Source organism: Mangrovimonas spongiae (genome assembly GCF_003944795.1).
Lineage (GTDB): Bacteria > Bacteroidota > Bacteroidia > Flavobacteriales > Flavobacteriaceae > Mangrovimonas > Mangrovimonas spongiae.
In genome coordinates this window covers 132,794-147,094 of record NZ_RWBG01000004.1, presented here as the reverse complement: position 1 = coordinate 147,094, position 14,301 = coordinate 132,794, and the positions used below count along the sequence as shown (strand labels likewise).

14 protein-coding genes are annotated in these 14,301 nt (G+C 33.2%); 1 reads left to right on the top strand and 13 read right to left on the bottom strand.

Features of this window, described 5'->3' with window-relative positions:
- Nucleotides 1–258 precede the first annotated feature (258 nt).
- The 10 genes from rpsU to EJA19_RS09585 form a co-directional block, all read right to left on the bottom strand.
- The gene (rpsU, locus tag EJA19_RS09630; protein ID WP_125468166.1) at nt 259–453 is read right to left on the bottom strand and encodes a 30S ribosomal protein S21; all 195 of its coding nucleotides are present in this window, start codon (nt 451–453) and stop codon (nt 259–261) included.
- An 88-nt stretch (nt 454–541) separates the two neighbouring features.
- Complete coding sequence (locus EJA19_RS09625; RefSeq protein ID WP_125468165.1) at nt 542–1,972, bottom strand: carboxypeptidase-like regulatory domain-containing protein; 1,431 nt, start codon at nt 1,970–1,972, stop codon at nt 542–544.
- Between the two features lie 91 nt (nt 1,973–2,063).
- Nucleotides 2,064–3,230, bottom strand: a complete 1,167-nt coding sequence (locus EJA19_RS09620; protein ID WP_125468164.1) for an acyl-CoA dehydrogenase family protein — start codon at nt 3,228–3,230, stop codon at nt 2,064–2,066.
- 20 nt (nt 3,231–3,250) lie between these two features.
- Complete coding sequence (locus EJA19_RS09615; protein WP_125468163.1) at nt 3,251–4,120, bottom strand: ComEA family DNA-binding protein; 870 nt, start codon at nt 4,118–4,120, stop codon at nt 3,251–3,253.
- A 9-nt stretch (nt 4,121–4,129) separates the two neighbouring features.
- Entirely contained in the window at nt 4,130–5,752 is a 1,623-nt protein-coding gene (locus EJA19_RS09610) for an alanine/glycine:cation symporter family protein (protein ID WP_125468162.1), read from the bottom strand.
- A 106-nt stretch (nt 5,753–5,858) separates the two neighbouring features.
- Nucleotides 5,859–6,881: a potassium channel family protein gene (locus EJA19_RS09605; RefSeq protein WP_125468161.1), complete on the bottom strand. Its 1,023-nt coding sequence runs from the start codon at nt 6,879–6,881 to the stop codon at nt 5,859–5,861.
- Nucleotides 6,882–6,886: 5 nt separating this feature from the next.
- A complete protein-coding gene (locus EJA19_RS09600; protein ID WP_125468160.1) occupies nt 6,887–7,114 on the bottom strand; it encodes a PspC domain-containing protein in 228 nt (75 codons plus the stop codon).
- Between the two features lie 16 nt (nt 7,115–7,130).
- Entirely contained in the window at nt 7,131–8,402 is a 1,272-nt protein-coding gene (locus EJA19_RS09595; protein ID WP_125468159.1) for a DUF2851 family protein, read from the bottom strand.
- 96 nt (nt 8,403–8,498) lie between these two features.
- Nucleotides 8,499–9,479 carry a PLP-dependent cysteine synthase family protein gene (locus tag EJA19_RS09590; RefSeq protein ID WP_125468158.1) on the bottom strand — a complete coding sequence of 327 codons (981 nt, stop codon included), beginning with the start codon at nt 9,477–9,479 and terminating at the stop codon, nt 8,499–8,501.
- A gap of 72 nt (nt 9,480–9,551) precedes the next feature.
- Nucleotides 9,552–10,790 carry an ABC transporter permease gene (locus tag EJA19_RS09585; RefSeq protein WP_125468157.1) on the bottom strand — a complete coding sequence of 413 codons (1,239 nt, stop codon included), beginning with the start codon at nt 10,788–10,790 and terminating at the stop codon, nt 9,552–9,554.
- 3 nt (nt 10,791–10,793) lie between these two features.
- Between EJA19_RS09585 and EJA19_RS09580 the strand changes: the two genes are divergently transcribed.
- Nucleotides 10,794–12,047, top strand: coding sequence for an exo-beta-N-acetylmuramidase NamZ family protein (locus tag EJA19_RS09580; RefSeq protein WP_125468156.1), 1,254 nt, complete (start codon nt 10,794–10,796; stop codon nt 12,045–12,047).
- A gap of 2 nt (nt 12,048–12,049) precedes the next feature.
- Here EJA19_RS09580 and EJA19_RS09575 read toward each other — a convergent pair whose 3' ends face one another.
- From EJA19_RS09575 to EJA19_RS09565, 3 genes are read right to left on the bottom strand one after another with little or no spacing between them, the layout of a single operon-like run.
- Complete coding sequence (locus EJA19_RS09575; RefSeq protein ID WP_240640264.1) at nt 12,050–12,925, bottom strand: glycerophosphodiester phosphodiesterase family protein; 876 nt, start codon at nt 12,923–12,925, stop codon at nt 12,050–12,052.
- Nucleotides 12,912–13,757, bottom strand: coding sequence for a sterol desaturase family protein (locus tag EJA19_RS09570; protein ID WP_125468155.1), 846 nt, complete (start codon nt 13,755–13,757; stop codon nt 12,912–12,914). Before EJA19_RS09570 ends, EJA19_RS09575 begins: the two co-directional genes overlap by 14 nt.
- Before the next feature lie 46 nt (nt 13,758–13,803).
- Entirely contained in the window at nt 13,804–14,298 is a 495-nt protein-coding gene (locus EJA19_RS09565) for a YkgJ family cysteine cluster protein (protein WP_125468154.1), read from the bottom strand.
- Nucleotides 14,299–14,301: the final 3 nt, after the last annotated feature.

Here is a 14,301-nt window from a genome sequence, read left to right as displayed (position 1 = left end):
AAAAAAAATCTAGACTTACGAATCTTTATCTAAATTTATTGCTTGCCACCTAAATTTTAAGAACTCATCCGATTTTAATCGGATTCAAACAGCTCAAAACTTAACGGTACCTTCTCTTCAAATTTCACGATAAATTTTCGTAGGTCAAAACTAACTTCTATAATATAAAATATCACAAATTGAAATATAACAACTAAATTTACTCCATAAAAAAATCCTGCAATTTGCAGGATTTTATATTCTTTTAAAAAGCTAAACTTAGATGTTTTCTTGATCTCTAAGTCTTTGTATATACTGTGCTTTTTGTACTTGCGCTCTTCTTGCGACAGAAGGTTTTGTAAATTGCTTACGTGTTTGCAATTGACGTTTAGCTCCTGTTCTATCGAACTTACGCTTAAAACGCTTTAGCGCTCTATCTATATTTTCTCCTTCTTTTACTGGTATTATTAACATAGTGCCTTAACCTCCTCTCTTTTAAAATTTCGGTGTGCAAATATACTTTCTTTTTTTATACGTGCAACTGTTATTTTAAAATAATTAGTTAATCTTTATATAGTTTAGATCTTTTGGTTAAATCTTGAATTAATTTTTCGTCCTCTTCGCTTTCTAAAAGGATGTTATAGCCTTTCCAGAATTCTTTATTGTATGGCTTAGGTGAAAAAATATCGGCGTCCCAATCTTTGCTTAATGCTTCAGAGATTTTCTCCTTATCTTCTACAACTTCTGAAAATAATATCTCTTGTACTGTATAATAATAACGTTCTTCTTTGTTATAACGTTTTTCTTCTTCTTTATTCATTTTTCCTTTGGGCTTATACCCTACATTAACCAACTTAGGGGTTTCGTAATACATATAACTAGGATACATTTTATCGTTATACGCCATGTAATTAATAACCAGTTTATGATTAGTTTGTGTTCCAAAGAGTGTTTTACTACGACTTTTTTGTGCTGGTGACGCGGCTACTAATTCGTACTCTATTTTTTTAATGGCATAATTATCCCAATAAATGTACATCCAACCTTTTGGGTAATAACCTTCATTATAAATACCTTCTGTATTTAAGCCAACATACTCGTTTCCTTTTGCTATTTGAATTTTGTAAATCTTCCTATCGTTATCGACTAAAATAGTGTCTATTGCAAATAAGTGTTTGTCTAAAATATCTTCACCAAAAAGGGCGTCTTCTTCTTTCGAGTTTCTAACTAAGTTAAGTTTTCCTTTAAAAAGATTAGGTAAGCCATTAACTCGCGTATCATTCCATTTAATAGACTTTGTTAATCTAGATGTTGGAATGGTATCGCGTTTTAAATTTTCGGCTTTTAGGCTTCTGTTTCCTGTTGTGTTTTTTAGGTATGTATAGTAGGTAAATAAACTATCTACATCGCGTAAGTCGTAACTCTTACGCATTTGATCGACGTTTACTTTTAAATACTCACTACTAGGAGACGCAAAACCAGAATCATAAACCGATATGGCACTTTCTATAAGCCACTTAAATTCTTTAGTGTTTCGTTCTTTATGGCGCAAAAACCCTTTTTGTATATAAGCCGAATCGGGCATATTCTCTTGTAGTTTCTCTAAAGCTTTTAACACTACTCCATTCCCTGTTTCGGGTCTAGGGTCGGCCACAATTAAAACTTCATCCAGGGAAGCCACATCTTCATCTAAATAAATTATAGCGTCGTTATCAAACTCATCAACAGGTGTTTTGTAACTTTTGTACCCTATGGTAGAAATAACCAAAGTATCTTTCGCATGTTTCTTAGGTACTTGCAACACAAACTTTCCATCAATGTTACTTACTGTTCCAATAGTGGTATTTTGAACATATATACTTGCACTCTCTATGGGATAGTCTAAAATTGAATCGACAATTTTATTTTTTAATTCAATTTGAGAATAACTCGAAAAACTAAAAGCTACAATTAGTACAATTAATAAACTTAAGTTTTTGTTTTTTGAAACCATAGATAAATTATTTTGCTGGTTTATATGTTTTTTCGTCTATTATCATTTTGGCGATAATAGATTGGTATTTTCGCCAAAACGCTAAACTATTTTATTTTGCCGGTTTATATGTTTTTTCGTCTATTATCATTTTGGCGATAATTTCACGAAGAATTTCAGAGGTTCCACCTCCAATAGGCCCTAAACGACTATCGCGAAGCATTCTTGCCATTGGATATTCTTCCATATAACCGTAACCTCCTAAAAACTGTAAGCAATGATAAATCACTTCATCGGCCATTGCTGTTGATTTTAACTTAGACATTGTAGCTTCTTTTACAACATATTCTCCTTTATTTAATCTATCTGCTACGGTGTAATTAAAAGTTTTACACATGGTCATATCGGTATATAACTCTGCAAATTTGTGTCGTAATGCTTGAAACTTATCTATGGTTTGCCCAAATGCCTTGCGTTCGCTCATGTATTGCTTTGCATACTCTAAAGCGTATTCTGCTCTGGCGTGAGCATTAACTCCCATGATTAACCTTTCTAAAGCAAAATGCTGCATAATGTAAGGAAATCCTTTTCCTTCTTCACCCATTAAATTTGATGCTGGGATTTTAACATTATCGAAAGCGATTTCTGCTGTATCTGAAGCACGCCACCCTAACTTATCTAACTTTGTGGATGATATTCCTGGTGTATCTCTATCCATAATAAAGATACTTATTCCTTTGTTTCCTAACTCTGGATTTGTTTTAGCTGCTACAACTAAATAATCGCTATAAACACCGTTGGTAATAAACGTTTTTGAGCCGTTAATAACATAAGAATCGCCTTCTTTAACAGCTGTTGTTCGCATACCAGCGACATCGCTACCTCCAAAAGGCTCTGTTATACACAAACAACCTATTTTATCGCCTGTAATACTTGGTGTTAGGTATTTTTCTTTTATCTCGTGACTCCCTTCGGCATTAACATGCGTCATCGCTAAATAAGTATGTGCCCAAATATTAGCGGCAAAACCACCTGAGTTTATTTTTTGAAGTTCTTCTAAAAGAATTACGGTATAAAACGTATCTAACCCCATACCGCCATAGGCTTCTGGATATACTAATCCAAAAATCCCCATATCGCCAAACTTTTTCCAAATAAATCGTTCTACAGTTCCTGTTTCTTCCCATTTATCGATATGCGGTACAACTTCTTTCTGCAAAAATTCTTTAAAACTTTGCCTAAATAATTCATGTTCTTCTGTGAAGTACATATTATTCATATATAAAAATTTAATTATTCTTAGTTTAGGGTCAAATATAACTTAATTATATCAAATTTATTTAAAGGAAAGTCCTCAACTTTTAACAATTCGTCATAAGATTTAAACCCATCGCGGAGCGTTCTTTGTTCTAAAATATTATGAGCGACTTCATAATCAATATATGGTATTAATACTAATTGGTCTCTTGTTGCTGTATTAAGTTTAATTTTTTGAATCGTTTTAGGCGTTTTAACCGTAAAGTGCTGCAAAACCCTTTCAATAACCTCTTGCTGTAGGCCGTAAACTTCTTGTAATTCTACATTAGCTATAAAGCCATTGTTTTTAGTTCTATAATCTACAATACGCTTGCTTAAAGTTTTTCCTATACCATACACTTTTTGAAGTTGACTTGCTGTAACAACGTTTAAATCGGTTTTTTCTTTAAAGGTTTTTGGTATATTATTTTTACTACTGAAAGTTTTTCTAGGCTTAGGGTTTGTAACCCATTCTGGAAATTTAAAATATGGAGAAATTACTTTTAACAAGGAATCGGATACCTTGGTAACTTGCTGAAATTCTTTGGCGGAATTTACCCATTGGTTTTTTGATCGGAACTTATGAAGCCTATCAATTTCCTGATTACTCATCCCTAAAACGTACCCTTTATAATCTGTAATGTAATTCGGGTTAAAAGGATAAATTTTAGGTTTATTGTTTTCTTTGGCAACCTTTTTTAATGAGTCTATTTCTTTTTCATAATCTTCAAGATTGGTAGGATTGGGCTGGTTTTTAGGCGTGAAATTCACAAACGAATACACCAATTGAATAACTATAATAAGGAATATCAACAAAAAAATCCCATTTCGCTGTTGATTAGTAAACTTGAAATGGGATTTTATATTTTTCATAAAACTTTATTACATATGCTTGGTCAAGTCTTCGGCTCCATCTTCTAGAGCATCTTCTTTCTTATTAATAGCATTCATGTATTTTTTTAATTCTTTTCTAATTACTGGAGATAGCATAATGACACCTATTATATTAGGTACAACCATAGCAAAAATCATAGCATCAGAGAAGTCTATTACTGCTCCTAAACTAATAGATGCTCCAACAATTACAAAAATTAAGAAAAGAAATTTATAAATTAAATCGGTTATTTTTCCTTTTCCAAATAAATAAGCCCATCCTTGCATCCCATAATAAGACCATGAAATCATAGTTGAAAAGGCAAATAATATAACAGCTACTGTAAGTATCACTGAGAAATGAGGAATAACGGTATCGAAGGCACTTGCTGTTATTTCTACCCCTTCCTTAATTTCTACACCATATTGCATAAATCCACCATCAAAATTTGTAATTACAATAACTAATGCCGTCATTGTACAGATTACAACAGTATCGACAAAAGGCTCTAATAATGCTACAATACCTTCAGAAGCTGGATATTTTGTACGTACAGCGGAGTGTGCAATTGCTGCAGAACCAACCCCGGCTTCGTTTGAAAAGGCTCCTCTTCTAATTCCTTGAATCATTACACCAACAAGACCTCCGGCAATTCCTAGACCTGTAAATGCACCGTCATAAATTAAACCAAAAGCATCGTCGATTAAAGTAAAATTAGCGCCTAAAATGATTAATGCGGCTAATACATAAATACCCGCCATAAACGGTACTATTTTTTCTGTTACAGAGGCAATACGTTTAATTCCTCCAATAATAACAATTGCTACAAGACCTGCCATTACAAAACCAAAATACATTCCTGCATTATCGCTTTCAAAATTAAAAAGCTTAGTAAACTGAGCTGCAGCTTGATTAGCTTGGAACATATTTCCACCACCAAAAGAACCTCCAATAACAAAAACAGCAAATATGGCAGCTAAAATTTTACCTAATCCACCAGCTCCTTTTTCTTTTAATCCTTTTGACAAATAATACATTGGGCCACCATATACGGTACCATCTTCGCCTACATCTCTATACTTTACCCCTAAAGTACACTCGGCAAATTTAGAAGCCATTCCTAATAAACCAGCAATAATCATCCAAAAGGTTGCTCCTGGTCCACCTATAGATAAGGCCACGGCTACTCCGGCTATATTTCCTAATCCTACAGTTGCCGATAATGCTGCGGTTAAAGCCTGGAAGTGCGACACTTCGCCATGTGCACTATCATCTCTTAGGGTTTCTATGATGTTGTGATCTTCATTGGGTGTTGGATCTCCATAAAGTGTATCGGCTCCATGTTTTTCAATGTCTTCATACTTACCTTGTACCACTCTTACAGCAGTTCCAAACCCTGTAATATTTATAAGTTTAAAGTAAAAGGTGAAAAATAGTGCGCCACCTACTAAAACGATGAGCACCCATGGAATTTGAAATGTATCGGAAAAAGGTATTTCATAAAAAATAGCATCTACAAACCAACCTGTATAGTCTTTAAAAAGTCTGTCAAACTTCTCGGAAGTTGATTCTTGAGCAAACGTTAAAAAAGGTAAAATTGCAGTAAAAAAAGTAAGAAGATATCTCTTCATTGTTGTGTTATTTTTTAGTTAGTTTTTAGAAAATAAATTGTTAAAGCCGACAAGATGCTAAAAAAAAATGAGTTATTAAAACATCTCGCGTTAAAATGGGAAGTTACTAATCAATGTTATACACTGTATTTAGCTTTTGAATTTGCTCTGGGCGACCTAGTACAATAATCTTAGAATTAGGCACTAATCGTGTTTCGGCTTCTGGGTTTACTACGTAATCGCCTTCGCCATCTTTAAAGCCTATCACGTTACAGCCTGTTTTTTGTCTTAAATCTAAATCTTTAATTGTTTTTACTGTTGATACATTATAGAGTTTCTCGACTTCTATTTCTTCTATATTAATATTTGATTTACCAACAATAGATAAATTATCAATAAACTCTATTAAATCAGGCACAACAACTAACGATGCCATGTGGTCGCCTCCTATTTTATCTGGTAAAATAACATTATCTGCCCCGGCTAATTTTAATTTTTTATACGAGGTCTCTTGCGATGCTCGACTAATAATACACAGGTTTTTGTTTAGTTGCCTTGCCGAAAGCACAACAAAAAGATTATCGGCATCGTTGGGTAAAGCACAAATTAAAGTACTTGCTCTATTAACGCCTGCTTGTATTAAAGTTTCATCTTCATTTGCATTACCATGAATAAAATGCATGTCATCATCGGTAAACCTATCAATTAGTTCCTTATCTTTTTCTATAACCACAAAAGCTTTGTTATAAGCCAATAGCTTTCTTGCTGCTTGCGTTCCGTTACGGCCATAACCACAAATTATAATGTGATTGTTTAATTGGTCTATTTTCTTTTGCATTTTTTTTTGCTTTAATTCTTCTAAATTATTCTTGCTTAAAATGTATTCGGTAATCACGCTAATGGCAAAACCTACAATAACGACACTGGCTAAGATTAAAAATACGGTAAAAACTTTAGAGTATTCGTCAAGTGGTTGCACTTCTCCAAAACCAACTGTGGTAATGGTAATAACCGTCATGTAAAGCGAATCTACCCAGGAATATCCAGACATAAACCGATAGCCAAAAACACCTATTACAAGCACACAACCCAATAACAGTATAGCCGTGTAAATTCGAGACTTAAAAAGTTTTAAGAAAGTATTATTCATAAATGTTATAAATCAAAAACCGAGGTACGCTTTGTATAGATTAAGTCTTTTATTCGCATCCAAAAAGCAATAAACAAATACAGGGCAAATCCAAAACCTAAGGTTACAAAAGTTAAATATAAGAAAGATGTTCTTACAACTTTTGCACGAATACCCAAACGGTCGGCAATACGCTGACAAACATAATAGCCTCTTTTTTGAAAGTATAGTAATGCTTTATAAAAAATATTCATACTACAAAGTAACGGTTTATTTTGCAATTAACGTATTGCCAATAGCACATTGCAAACACTTATTATAATTACAGTACTTATTTTTAAGTTGCAGTAACGCTTGTGTTTGTAATGCCGAATTTGCCATAGGACGCAACTTGTTAAATGCAGTAATCACTTGGTTTTTTTCTGGTTTTATTTGACTTACTAGTTTTAGTATGGCTTCGTTATTACGTTTTCCAATAGATTGATTATAAGCGAATTTTAAAGGAATAATGGTGTTAATAATTAAGAGATCTATAAAAGATTTTGATAAGTTTTTTTGAGTGGCTTTTGATTCTTTTTGAAACGTATAATGTGTTTCCCAGAATGTTGATGTTCCTGTTTTAAACATCTCGTAAATATCTTTTTTGTTCTTTACATTTATTACTTTAAAAAACAGCCCTTGATGTGTACTGTAAAGCATAGCCAATTGAGACAACCTTATGGTTGGAAAGTTTTTAGGGCGCAACCTAAAGAACTTTAATGGTAAAACCGACTCATTAGATAACCTAAATTTTTGTTTTATAAAATTGTATTTTGAAGATAGCTCAAGAAAGTACGGAACTTCTGAAACCTCATTAAATAATCCAGATTGTCCAAAAAACAAAGCTTCCAATTCGTCTGGTTTTGATGATAATTTTCTAACTACAGAAAAATCGAATGATTTCGACATGCTAAAAAATGCCTCGCCATTAACTTTCAATCCAAAATTTTTAGCTAACAGCTTAAACAACACGGCTTCCCAATCGTTGTTAGATGTTTTTAAAAGTTGTTGTATAACGTTGGTTTTATCTTCTAGCCTTTCAAAGTATAAACGTTCAAGCCAATTATCAATAATAAAATCTTCTACTAAATTAATTTGATTTTCACAGTTAAGCCACTTTTCCGATTTGGCAAGTAAGCTATTATAATTAGATAATATGTCTTTGGAGATGTAATTCTTTAGTTCTAAAGTTGGTAATACCGAATTGTCTTGCCTAAAAATATCGGTATCGTGGTTATAAACCACATGCAGAATCACATTATCATAAGCTTTATCCTGTTCGTGATGATGTGCAAACCAATCGCTAGAGTTTATATGTATTTCTACATTTCCCGCCCAAAGCTGTTCACCTATTCGTATTTGAGCATTAAAAAAATCTGGCCCAGAATTGTGATTATGTTGCCCAACTGAAGTTATAGTTAAACTTTCGTATTGTGTTGTTTGGGCGTGCAACACATCAAACTTTTTATGTTTCCAAATATAATGTAGAAACGCTTCTTGCATGTAACTAATATAGTGTAGTTTAGACTATATAGCAATAAAAAAGCCCAAAACATCATTTGGGCTTCTTCTTTATTTGTTATTTGAAACGTTGGTTTTTTACTCTAAAAACCCTTGTTCTTTCATCCAATCGTTATTAAACATTTTTCCAACATAGCGGCTACCATGATCGTGAAAGAGCACAATTACTACATCGTCTTCTTTAAAATGTTCTTTTAATTGCAACACACCTTTTATGGCTGCTCCAGCAGAATTCCCTAAAAACATACCTTCTTCTTTCGCTAATCTTTGTGTGTAAACTGCTGCGTCTTTATCGGTTACTTTGGTAAAGCCATCTATAATATCAAAATTTACATTTTTAGGTAGAATATCTTCACCAATACCCTCGGTTACATAAGAGTAGATTTCATTTTCATCGAAAACCCCAGTTTCATGGTACTTTTTAAAAACACTCCCATAAGTATCTACGCCCCAAACTTTCACATTGGGGTTTTGTTCTTTTAAATATTTTCCTACGCCAGAAATGGTTCCTCCTGTTCCTACACCAACAACAAAATGCGTGACTTTACCATCGGTTTGTTTCCAAATTTCTGGCCCAGTACTTTCGTAGTGTGCTTTTGTATTGCTTGGGTTATCGTATTGGTTAACATACCAAGCATTAGGTGTTTCTTCTGCCATTCTTTTAGATACCGAATAATAACTTCGTGGATCTTCTGGAGCAACATTTGTTGGGCATACAACCACTTCGGCACCAACGGCACGAAGCACATCAATTTTTTCTTTTGACTGTTTATCGGCTATAACAAATATACACTTATACCCTTTTACAATGGCAGCTAATGCCAATCCCATTCCTGTATTCCCTGAAGTTCCTTCAATAATTGTTCCGCCTGGTTTTAGTCTCCCATCGGCTTCGGCATCTTCAATCATTTTTAAGGCCATTCTGTCCTTAACCGAGTTTCCTGGATTAAAGGTTTCATATTTGGCTAATACTAAACAAGGTAAATCTTTGGTAAGTTTATTTATTTTAACCAGTGGTGTATTACCTATGGTTTCTAAAATATTTTTTGCGTATTCCACTCTATAATTTTTTGTGCGGCAAAGTTACGTGTATTGTTTGAAAATAAAAGTTAATCAATTCTTATTTCCATCCTATTCAAACCTCATGGCTTTTACTGGAGATATTTTAGAAATTAAATACGATGGCACTAAAAGCATGATTAAACACATTAAAAATGTCCCTAAATTTAATAGTAAGATATAACTTAGGTTTAAGTATATAGGGACTTCGGTAACATAATACACTTCGGGGTTTAATGGTATAAACTTAAAGTATTTCTGTGCAAATAATAAACCAAGTCCTATTACATTTCCCCAAAACAGACCTAGTAAAATAAGGTAAGATGCATTGTATAAAAATATCTTTCTTATGCTCCAATTATTACTTCCTAAAGCTTTAAAAACGCCAATCATTTGTGTACGTTCTAATATAAGAACCAACAACGCTGTAATCATGTTAATTCCCGCAACTAGTATCATAACACCTATAATACCGTAAATGTTATTTTCGAAAATTTTTATCCATTCGAAAATAGAGGCGTATTTTTCTTCAACCGAATAACTATTAAGTTGTGATGGCGTATTTTGGTAAACTTCGATGAGTTTGTCGTTTATCTGGCTATAATCATCTAAAAAAATCTCAAAATTCCCAGCTTGATTTTCACCCCATTTATTAATGCGTTGCAAATGCTTTAAATCGCCAATTATATAGGTTTTATCAAAATCGCTAAAACCAGAATTATATATACCTACTATGTTATACGATATCATTCGTGGCGGTTTGTTAGGATCGTCTTCTCGCCTAAACATGGTTATAAACTTATCGCCCACTTTAAAATGCATTCTATTCGCTAAATATTCCGATATTAAGACATCTTCATTCATTTTACCTGAATAATCTGGTAAATCACCATCGACTAAAAACTCTTTAAAATAGCTCCAATCATAATCGCCACCAACACCTTTAACTATAACAGCTTCAAAATCGGTTTCGGTTCTAATAACACCAAGTTTTGTTGCCACAGCTTGAATGTGCTTTATACCACTAACCGATGAAAATTCTGGGTAAAAATCTTGCTCCATAGAAACTGGTGCGCCGCTTTCTTGTGAATTGTTACTGTCGAAGTTTGAAATAATTAAATGTCCGTTAAAGGCCGATACTTTATCACGGATTTTATGTTGTAGCCCAATCCCTGTGGCAATAGAAATAAGCATCACCACCACACCAATAGCAATAGCAGTAATTCCAATTTTTATAATTGGTGCCGAAACGCTACTTTTATACGTTTTATTATCAATTATGCGTTTTGCTGTAAAATATTCGAAATTCAAACTATGCGCTTACTTTTAAAGATGTTCAAAAATACAGTTTTATTATTTGTTTTAGTATTGATTTCTTGCGGAAACTCTCCAAAAGAAAAATCGTTACTCAACACACCTATAAAAAATCAAGTCTTAGAAACAAGTCGTGATTCTGTAATAAAAAAACCTATTGTTGTTGGTGCCAATAAAACACAAGATTACTTTCCTAAACTAACAGGTAAAACTATTGGTATTGTAGCAAACCAAACATCGGTTATTTTTAACGAGAATGACTATACGCATATTGTAGATTCACTTTATAATTCTAACATAAATATTAAAGCCGTTTTTGCCCCAGAACATGGTTTTAGGGGTAAAGCAGATGCCGGTGAAATTGTAAAAGATGGTATAGACACAAAAACAGGTTTGCCAATTGTATCGTTATACGGAAACAATAAAAAACCAACCCCAGAACAATTACAGGATATAGACCTTATTGTTTTTGATATTCAAGATGTGGGGGCTAGATTTTACACTTACATTTCTACATTACATTATGTTATGGAAGCTTGTGCCGAAAATAACATTTCGGTTTTAGTATTGGACAGGCCAAACCCCAACGGACATTACATTGATGGCCCTATTTTAGAACCAGAATACAAAAGCTTTGTTGGTATGCATCCTGTTCCTATTGTTCATGGTATGACCATAGGTGAATATGCCCAAATGATTAATGGTGAAGGTTGGTTGAAAAATGGTGTGTCTTGCGGTTTATCTGTTATTAAAATGATTAACTATTCGCATAAAACGCCATATAGCTTACCTATAAAACCATCTCCTAATTTGCCAACAGATCAAGCGATAAACTTATATCCTAGTTTATGTTTTTTTGAAGGCACTAATGTTAATGCTGGTCGCGGCACAAAAACACCTTTTGAAGTTTTTGGCAGTCCGTTTTTAAGTCAAAATACATACACTTACACATACACACCACAATCTAACGATGGCGCAAAATACCCTAAACACAAAGATGTATTGTGCTACGGAAAAAACTTAAGCCACATTAAACAACTAAATCATTTAGATTTAAATTATCTAATTGAAGCTTATAACAATACGAGTGACCAAACAACGTTTTTTAATAGCTTTTTCACCAAGTTAGCAGGAACCAAAACACTTCAAAAACAAATTGAAGATGGGCTAACAGTTTCCGAAATTAAAAAAACTTGGGCTTTAGACTTAAATGCTTACGAGAAGATGCGCAAACCGTATTTGTTGTATAATTAAAGTTAGTCTTTCAACAATGGGATTAACTTATTGGGGTAATCGGTAATTATAGCGTTTACACCAAAATCTATCATAACTTTCATATCGTCGACTTCGTTTACCGTCCATGGAATAATTTTAAACCCTTGCTTTTGGTAATCTTTCACCTCGCTTTTTATAAGAAGCTCATAATAAGGACTAATAATCTCTGGTTTAAAAGATAGTTTAGCTAATTTGTCATCGATTTCTTCGTTATCATCAATTAACAACGCGACATCCATTTTAGGTGCTTGTTGTTTTATTTCTTCTAAAATACGCACATCAAACGATTGCAAATTACATCTATTAAAAACTTGTTGGTTATTTATTTCTTTTAAAACAAGTTCTACAAACTCTTTTGGCTCTGGTGTATACACATTATCGTATTCTGGTCTCGCTTTTAACTCAATATTATATTTAATGTGCTCGTTTAAAGAATCTGCCATAACAAAAACCTCATTTAATAAAGGTTTGTAGGTTTTCATCTTTTCCTGCTCTGGGTAGCGTTCGTGTTTTTTACTACCACAATCAAACTGTTTAATCACCTCGTAATTCATAGTATAAAGGTTTAACAGTTTATCTACTTCTTTAGGAATTTCTGCGCCGCTTGGATCTAAACAATAAAACCGACTAATAAAAGGTTCATGAGAAACAACCACTTTTTTATCTTTTGAAATCGCTAAATCTAGTTCAAGCGTGTTTACTCCTATCTCGATAGCTTTTTTAAATGCTGGCAGCGAATTTTCTGGTAAAATCCCTCTGCAACCTCTGTGACCTTGAACACCAATGGTATTCTTATGTTCACAACTCATAATAATTGTTGACAATGTAATAGCAAATACTGTTTTAAGAGATTTCATTTGTAGGTAGAGTTGTGGGCTTTTTATATTTTTGAAAGGGTTGGGTTAATAAGTTTTTTATACGGCTATTTTCATCTTCATAAGGAAATACATCTACGCCGTACACTAGCTTTTCTCTATCTAATTCCACATATGTTCCAAATAATCTATCCCAAACAGAGAAAATATTACCATAATTAGAATCGGTATATGGTAATACATAATGGTGGTGAACCTTATGCATGTCTGGTGACACAAAAAAATAGCTTAATATTTTATCAACTTTTTTGGGCAGTTTAATATTGGCATGTGTTAATTGTGTGAAAATAACAGAAAGTGATTGGTATAAGAACACCAAAGCTATTGGTGTACCAATAATAAACACCCCTAGTAAAGTAAAAGCAAATCGTATGACACTTTCTATGGGATGATGCCTGTTTCCTGTTGTTGTATCGACTTTATGATCGGTATGATGTACTAAATGCACCATCCATAATGGTTTTACTTTATGCTCGACATAATGTGCTAAATACGCGCCAAAAAAATCTAACAACATCACGCCCAAAATAGCGTATAACCAGAGTGGCATTTCGGGCAGCCAGTTTATAATTCCAAAGTTAGTTGTTTTTACCCAATCGGCTGTTTTAAGTAGTATAAACGCTAATCCAAAGTTGATGATGATAGTGGTAAGTGTAAAAAAGAAGTTAGGAATAGCATGACGCCATTTTTTATAGTTGAATTTAAACAACGGCACTGCACCTTCTAATACCCAAAAAAAAGTAATCCCCCCAACCAATAAAATGCTACGGTGTAAGGAAGGAATAGTTTCGAAATAGTTTAAAATACTTTCCAATAAAGTAACTTTTTGTGTTTAAAGATAAAAAGTTTGATGTAATAAATTAAAATTTAATGCGCTTTTTCATGGTTTCAACAATATTAAATGCTGCTGGGCAAATAGCCACATTTTTCATGGTTAAGTTTGAAATTTGCTGAAATTTCTTCCTATCAGTATGCGGAAACTCACGACATGCTTTTGGTCTTACATCGTAAATCATGCAGTAATTATCGGCACCTAAAAATGTACACGGTACACTTTTCAACACATAATCGTTATCTTCATCAATGCGTAAATATTGGTCAATAAATTGCGATGGTTTCATTCTAAAATGTTTAGAAATACGCTGTATATCTTTATCTGTAAACAACGGCCCAGTAGTTTTACAACAATTAGCACAGGTTAAACAATCGGTTTTTTCAAACTCCTCTTCATGAAGTTCTTGCATAATATAATCCAATTGCTTTGGCGGTTTCTTTTTTAGCTTTTTAAAGAACTCTTTATTTTCCTTATGCTTATCTTTGGCGCGTTCTGGTAAATTATCTAGTTGCTCTTGCATAGG